A 6,842-nucleotide genomic window follows, 5' to 3' on the forward strand; every position below is an offset into this window, starting at 1 on the left:
AAAAAGATATACCAAAGATATAAAAGTTATATAAAAAATATATAAAAGAAAAAATTATATAAAAATGCCATACTTGATAAACCTATCAATTAGGAGGTGTATTTATATGAAAGCTGATAATGAATATTTATATAAAGAAGTAGGCGAAAAAATAAAACAATTAAGAAAAGATAAACATATTACCCAATCGGAGTTAGCTAAATATTTAAATGTGACACAAAGTACAATAGTAGCAATTGAAAAAGGCACTAGAAAATTAACTTTGACTAAAATACAAATGTTAGCTGATTATTTCGAAACTAGTGTAGATATTCTTCTTGATGTTGATAATGAACTTGAAAAAGATTCCAATGACGTAAAGACGGGTAATACAATAAAAATGTTACGTGAACAACACGCTCTTACATTAGCTGAATTATCAAAAGAATTAGACATTGATATAAGTAGTCTTGCTAATTTTGAAAGTGGAGCTTCTAAAATACTAATAGACATATTGATTAAATTTGCTAATTATTTTAGTGTTATCGTAGACAGTTTAGTCGGTATACATATTCAAAATGAAGATAACCCAAAATTAGAACGTATCATTATAGCAAATGATCCGCATTTAAGACGGTCTTATGAAAAATGGACTAAAGAAGTTAATGAAAGCTATTTTTCTGATGAAGAACTAGACAAACTAATTGATTACGCTAAATATTTAATCAGTCAAAGAAAAAAAGAATAAAAAAATAAAAAAACTATAAGGAGGTGTAAATTATGGACAGCGTTATAAGTGAAATGAGGTGTTATATATGAATAAAACTCATAATGACATAAATATAAAATTTGGTGAAAAATTAAAGAAATTAAGAAAAGATCGTGGCATGACACAAACAGAACTAGCCAAAAAATTGGGAACAACTCAAAGCACAATTTACAAATATGAAAATGGTTTACGAACAGTCCACATAACCGCTTTGGAAACTATAGCCGAAGTTTTTCAAACTAGCATTGATTTCTTTCTTGAAAAAAACAATAAATTAGAACGTATCATTATAGCAAATGATCCGCATTTAAGACGGTCTTATGAAAAATGGGCTAAAGAAGTTAATGAAAGCTATTTTTCTGATGAGGAACTTGACAAACTGATTGATTACGCTAAGTATTTAATTAGCCAAAGAAAAAAAGATTAAAAAAATAAAAAAACTATAAGGAGGTGTAAATAATGAACAACGTTAATAATTATTTAATGTATTTAAGAAAAAGCAGGGCAGACAGTCCGGAGGAAACAGTAGAAGAGGTATTGGCTAAACATGAAAAGCAGCTACAAGATCATGCTATAAGATTATTTGGTTCTAAAATTCCCGAAAATAATATTTTTCGTGAGGTTGTATCAGGGGAAACTATAGAAGATCGTCCCGAAATAAAACAGATCCTGGCTAAAATTGAAGATCCTCAAATAAAAGGACTTTTTGTTATCGAAGTGCAGCGCTTAAGCCGCGGTGACTGGGAGGACGGCGGCAAAATACTAACAAGCTTCAAATACAGCAATACCCTTGTTATTACACCGTCAAAAACATACGATCTTAACAATAAATTTGATTATAAGTTTTTTAAAATGGAACTTAGCCAGGGAAACGACTATTTAGAATATACAAAAGAAATTCTAAACCGCGGTAAATATGCCAGTGTTAAGGAAGGCAATTATATAGGCTCTATCGCTCCATTTGGCTATGATAAGATTTTTATTGACAAATCCCCTACTTTAGCGCCTAACGCAACGGAGGCACCAGCAATACAGCTTATTTTTAACTGCTATGTAAATGAAGGGATCGGCTGGACCAAAATAGCAAGAAAACTTGATAATTTGGGAATTAAGCCTAGAAAATCGGAGTTCTGGAACCCCGTTCAAATAAAAACAATATTAACAAATCCCGTATATATTGGCAAAATCCAATGGAACCATAGAAAAACCGTTAAAATATATGAGGACGGCAAAATAAAGGCAACTCGACCAGTTGCAAAGGATTTTGAAATATTTGAAGGAAAACACCCCGCATTAATTTCTGATGATCTTTTTTACAAAGCGCAGGACAAGCTAGGCAAAAATACCAGAGAACCATTTTCTAAGGAAATTATAAATCCTCTTGCCGGGCTGCTTTACTGTAAAAAGTGCGGCAAAGCCATGACATACCGAACCTATAAAAGCAAGGAAGGATATTATAGATCAGCGCCTAGACTTGCCTGTACTAATCAGATTCACTGCGGTACTAAATCAGCAACATTTGAAGAAATATATCAGGCAGTGATTACTATACTGGAAACAGTTATAAAAGATTTTGAGGTAAAAATAAAAAACGGTGATACAACCATTTATGAGATAAAAAAGAAAATGATAATAAATCTTGAAAAGGATTTAGAAAAGCTGGAAGATCGGCAGGAAGAACTTTATGATTTGCTTGAAGATCATATTTATACCAAAGAGATATTTACATTAAGAAATGAAAAGCTGGGCAAAGAACGCGAAGAACTGCAAAAAAAAATAAAAGCCGCAAAAGAAGATATGCCAGCGTTTACTTTAGAAGAAAAAGTTATACAGTTTAAAGACGTGCTTAAAGCGTTAAAAGATCCTACAGTTTCAGCAAAAACTAAAAATATGCTTTTAAAAACGATAATTACAAGTATTGAATATAGCCGGGACTCAAAGAACCGTACTAAGTGGGACATCAGCAAACCTATGCTAGATATACATTTAAAGGACTTCTAATTTTTTTGAAGTCCTCACATATAACATTAATGTACACATTCTTCTGTACCAATGTCAGTTAGTAATGCTTGGATTTCAGGAAATGGCATCGTATATCTTTGTGATAAATAACGTAATGCAGCAGCGAGTTCCCCGTCTGGACCGCCTAGCTGGTCGATGATGACCATAGCTGCTTTAGCGTTAGGCTTAGTAATGTTTATCGGGAATTGCAAACGTTTTTCATACAACCACATTTTCTATCACCTACCCATGGCCAAGGAGCATTAAGATAATCGTTTTGATAAGCATCAACTTCACGATTAACTAATACATGTCCTTGTTTTTGATATTCTTTTTTAGCAGTCTGTAAACGTTTTGCAGCTTCGTTAAAATAACTTAAAGCTTCTTTATCACAAGGATGAGTGTCTAAAAACAATGCAGCATCCTGAACTGCAAAATCCAACATCATGATTTGCATTAATAAATCATCTGTTTTCATTAACATAATTCACCCCAAGGCAGATCCAATTCTTCAAAGATCGTTCCAGCACTAAACGCTTTTACAATCGGATAGATCTTACGAAATTGCTGGTATTTAATTGATGAAATACCTAATTCTAATTTATTCATTTAACTCCTCCTTCTACCTTAACTTATGATATTCTAAGTTAGAATCATGGGTATTCATCATTTAATTAATAAAATTTATCATAGATATTACAATTTGGTTGATTTCATCAATATATTATGTAATAATGGTGTAACTTTGATAAAAAGGAGTTAGATTAAATGATATCAACACAAAATGTATCTTTACAATATGGCGATCGGGCCTTATTTGAAAATGTTAATATTAAATTTACCAATGGTAACTGTTATGGTGTAATTGGTGCCAATGGTGCTGGTAAAAGTACTTTTTTAAAAATATTATCTGGTGAAATTGAACCTAATAAAGGTGAAGTTATATTAGAAGCTAATAACCGTTTATCAATATTAAAACAAGATCACTTTGCCTATGAAGAAAACGAAGTATTAGAAACCGTTATTATGGGAAATAGTCGTTTATATGCAATTATGCAAGAAAAAGAAAAGTTATATGCCAAGCCTGATTTTAATGATGAAGATGGAATTAAGTTAGCGGAATTAGAAGGCGAATTTGCGGAAATGGACGGTTGGAACGCTGAAGTTGACGCTGAAATTTTATTGAATGGATTAGGTATTGATGAGCAGTTTCATCATGTTAAGATGAAAGAATTAGAAGCTAATCAAAAAGTAAAAGTTTTATTAGCTCAAGCTTTATTTGGTAATCCTGATGTCTTATTATTAGACGAACCAACTAACCACTTAGATATGCACAGTGTTCGCTGGTTAGAAAATTTCTTAATGAATTTTAAAAATACTGTTATTGTAGTAAGCCATGACCGTTATTTTTTAAACAAAGTTTGTACTCATATTGTTGATATTGATTTTTCAAGAGTTCAATTATATGTAGGAAATTATGATTTCTGGTATGAATATAGTCAGTTACAATTAAAACAAGCTAAAGAAACTAATAAAAAAGCCGAAGCCAAAAAGAAAGAATTAGAAAAATTCATCGCTCGTTTTAGTGCCAACGCTTCAAAAGCTAAACAAGCTACATCACGTAAAAAACTATTAGATAACTTAGAAATGGTTGATTTAAAACCATCACTTCGCCGTTATCCGTTCATTAGTTTTAAACCTGGGCGTGAAGTAGGAAATATTGTTTTAAAAGTAGAAGGTTTATCAAAAACAGTTGATGGCAAAAAATTATTAAACAACGTTAGTTTTTCAATTAATCCTAATGAAAAGGTTGCCTTTGTAGGTGATAGTAAAGCTACTGAAACTTTCTTTAAAATCATCACTGGTGAATTAGAAGCCGATGAAGGAAGTTATCAATGGGGTGTTACTACTAGCCAATCTTACTTTCCTAAAGATAATTCAAGTTATTTTAATGACTGCGATTTAACTTTAGTTGACTGGTTACGTCAATTTTCAACCAAAGATGAATATGAACAAGACTTACGGGGCTGGTTAGGAAGAATGTTATTTTCTGGTGAAGAAGCTTTAAAACAAGCCAAAGTTTTATCTGGTGGTGAAAAAGTACGTTGTATGTTAGCCAAAATGATGATGTCAGAAGCTAATGTTTTAATCCTTGATGAACCAACTAACCATCTAGATTTGGAAACGATTCAGGCATTGAACCAAGGTTTAATTAACTTTAAAGAAAATATCTTATTTACTAGTCATGACCACCAGTTTGTCCAAACAATTGCCAATCGCATTATTGAATTTAATGAAAACGGTATTCTTGACCGTCTTTCAACATTTGATGAATATTTAGAGTATAAAGATAATCTCTAGGATTATTAACTAATTTATGGTATATTATGGGAAATGATAATTTAATCATTTCCCTTTTAATTTTGGAGGTAATTTATGAACAATACATTAAAAGAGTTATTTGAAAGAAAATCAGTTCGCGTTTTTGAAGAAAAAGAAATCGAAGAAGAAAAAAAGAATTTAATCATTGATGCTGCTATCCAGGCACCGACAGCCGGAAACATGACCTTATATTCAATCATTGATGTTCAAGACCAGGCAATCAAAGATAAACTAGCTAAATCATGTGATAATCAGCCTTTTATTGCTAAAGCACCATTAGTATTAATTTTTGTCGCTGATTACCAAAAATGGTATGATGCCTTTAAATACTATGAACAAGGAAAAGATGTACGAGAACCATCTTATGGTGATTTTCTACTAGCTTATAGCGATACTTTAATTGCTGCTCAAAATGCTGTAGTTGCGGCTGAAAGTTTAGGAATTGGCAGTTGTTTTATTGGCGATATTATTGAACAATATGAATTTCATAAAGAATTATTAAATATACCTACATACTGCGCACCAGTAGGCATGTTAGTAATGGGATATCCAACTTTGCAACAAAAAAACCGTAAAAAACCTGCTCGTTTTGATCGTAAATATGTTGTCAGCACCGATAAACATGAACACTTTGATGATCAAAAACTAATAGCAATGTTTGATGATAAAGCAATAAAAGCTAATCGTAAAGGTGGCGGTAGAGTTTTTGTCGATGATATTTATAACCGTAAATGGACTAACCCATTTATTGAAGAAATGACCCGTTCTTCTAAACTATGGTTCGAACAATGGGGTAAAAAAGATAAATAATGATCTTAGAGCACTCAAAATAAAGTGCTCTTTTTATTACCAATTAAAAAAATAATAGCTTATTAACAAATTTTCCAGAAAATGTTTATTTACTGCTATTAAAATAAAATAATGCGATTCAAAAATAATCTTAAGAAAGCCATTATAAACCTAAAATAGCGATAATCAATACGATATTATTATATCAATTCTTTTTAAAAATTTTTATTTTATGACAGTATTTAACTTTAAAAAATCTAAAATATAAAATTGATTTTACAATTCTATGTCTTATTCGATTCATATTTTCAATCTTATTTTTCTAAAATTAAATATTTTAAAATCTAATAATGTACAAAAATTCTCCGAAAATATTTACTAAAATTATTTAAAGAGCATAATTTTTAAACTCTGATTATCAAAAAAAGAATCCCAATATTTTTTTAATTGAGATTCTTTTAACTTAACTATGTTAATCAAAAATATATATTACTTTAATTAATGAACTAATAACTTAGCCAAATCATCAGGTCCATTGATTTGTTCAATATTGGCTAAAGCATTTAACATCATTTCATAACTGCTTCTATTTACTGTTTCTTTGATTTTTTCTGTTATCTCCATTTTCTTTGATAACATCATTAATAATATCTCAGCTCGTTCTTCAGATCTTCCTTCGTTAATCCCTTCAGCTTTAGCTTTGTTATGTACCTGTTTTCTAAACTCTTTGATTGATTCACACATTTCTACTTCTCCTCCTTTACTTGCTTTACTGTTTTCTTCCATGATCTTTTTTAAGGTTTCATCATCCACCAGACTTGCGACGATCTCTAAGGCATCTTTGGATAGTATCAGCCCTTTTAACATTTCGTCATTTCCCTTATACAAATAGACTCGCTGGATCGCTTTTACTAACATATAA

Annotated in this window: 8 protein-coding genes and 2 pseudogenes; 6 read left to right on the forward strand and 4 right to left on the reverse strand. The window is 30.8% G+C overall.

Annotated elements, in window-relative coordinates; genetic code table 11:
* Nucleotides 1-106: 106 nt before the first annotated feature.
* The 4 genes and pseudogenes from J7M77_RS16895 to J7M77_RS09030 all read left to right on the forward strand — a co-directional run.
* Nucleotides 107-304, forward strand: a pseudogene (locus J7M77_RS16895) (helix-turn-helix domain-containing protein); the annotation flags it as partial.
* The gene (locus J7M77_RS09020) at nt 278-727 is read left to right on the forward strand and encodes a helix-turn-helix domain-containing protein (protein ID WP_367236980.1); all 450 of its coding nucleotides are present in this window, start codon (nt 278-280) and stop codon (nt 725-727) included. The pseudogene J7M77_RS16895 and the gene J7M77_RS09020, both read left to right, overlap by 27 nt.
* A 67-nt stretch (nt 728-794) precedes the next feature.
* Entirely contained in the window at nt 795-1,175 is a 381-nt protein-coding gene (locus J7M77_RS09025) for a helix-turn-helix transcriptional regulator (protein ID WP_296877679.1), read from the forward strand.
* Nucleotides 1,176-1,207: 32 nt separating this feature from the next.
* Nucleotides 1,208-2,749, forward strand: a complete 1,542-nt coding sequence (locus J7M77_RS09030) for a recombinase family protein (protein WP_296877681.1) — start codon at nt 1,208-1,210, stop codon at nt 2,747-2,749.
* A gap of 38 nt (nt 2,750-2,787) precedes the next feature.
* On the opposite strand, the pseudogene J7M77_RS09035 reads toward J7M77_RS09030, so the two are convergent.
* The 3 genes and pseudogenes from J7M77_RS09035 to J7M77_RS09045 form a co-directional block, all read right to left on the reverse strand.
* Nucleotides 2,788-2,982 (reverse strand): annotated as a pseudogene (locus tag J7M77_RS09035) (manganese catalase family protein); the annotation flags it as partial.
* A complete protein-coding gene (locus J7M77_RS09040) occupies nt 2,946-3,227 on the reverse strand; it encodes a spore coat protein CotJB (protein WP_296877685.1) in 282 nt (93 codons plus the stop codon). The pseudogene J7M77_RS09035 and the gene J7M77_RS09040, both read right to left, overlap by 37 nt.
* Nucleotides 3,227-3,358 carry a spore coat associated protein CotJA gene (locus J7M77_RS09045; protein ID WP_296877686.1) on the reverse strand — a complete coding sequence of 44 codons (132 nt, stop codon included), beginning with the start codon at nt 3,356-3,358 and terminating at the stop codon, nt 3,227-3,229. The genes J7M77_RS09040 and J7M77_RS09045 overlap by 1 nt, the downstream gene beginning before the upstream one ends.
* A gap of 159 nt (nt 3,359-3,517) precedes the next feature.
* On the opposite strand from J7M77_RS09045, the gene J7M77_RS09050 reads away from it, so the two are divergent.
* Nucleotides 3,518-5,110, forward strand: coding sequence for an ABC-F family ATP-binding cassette domain-containing protein (locus J7M77_RS09050; protein ID WP_296877688.1), 1,593 nt, complete (start codon nt 3,518-3,520; stop codon nt 5,108-5,110).
* Nucleotides 5,111-5,185: 75 nt separating this feature from the next.
* Nucleotides 5,186-5,941: a nitroreductase family protein gene (locus J7M77_RS09055; protein WP_296877690.1), complete on the forward strand. Its 756-nt coding sequence runs from the start codon at nt 5,186-5,188 to the stop codon at nt 5,939-5,941.
* Between the two features lie 477 nt (nt 5,942-6,418).
* Here the strand turns inward: J7M77_RS09055 and J7M77_RS09060 are convergent.
* Nucleotides 6,419-6,842: hypothetical protein (locus tag J7M77_RS09060; protein WP_296877692.1), on the reverse strand; the 424-nt coding region annotated here is incomplete at its 5' end.

The sequence above is a fragment of the Thomasclavelia sp. genome (genome assembly GCF_017889095.1).
Classification (GTDB): Bacteria; Bacillota_I; Bacilli_A; order Erysipelotrichales; family Coprobacillaceae; genus Thomasclavelia.

Coding starts and splice junctions, on each gene's coding strand:
- J7M77_RS09045 (WP_296877686.1), bottom strand. CDS start 3,358: ATGAATAAATTAGAATTAGGTATTTCATCAATTAAATACCAGCAATTT.
- J7M77_RS09055 (WP_296877690.1), top strand. CDS start 5,186: ATGAACAATACATTAAAAGAGTTATTTGAAAGAAAATCAGTTCGCGTT.
- J7M77_RS09040 (WP_296877685.1), bottom strand. CDS start 3,227: ATGAAAACAGATGATTTATTAATGCAAATCATGATGTTGGATTTTGCA.
- J7M77_RS09050 (WP_296877688.1), top strand. CDS start 3,518: ATGATATCAACACAAAATGTATCTTTACAATATGGCGATCGGGCCTTA.
- J7M77_RS09020 (WP_367236980.1), top strand. CDS start 278: ATGTTAGCTGATTATTTCGAAACTAGTGTAGATATTCTTCTTGATGTT.
- J7M77_RS09025 (WP_296877679.1), top strand. CDS start 795: ATGAATAAAACTCATAATGACATAAATATAAAATTTGGTGAAAAATTA.
- J7M77_RS09030 (WP_296877681.1), top strand. CDS start 1,208: ATGAACAACGTTAATAATTATTTAATGTATTTAAGAAAAAGCAGGGCA.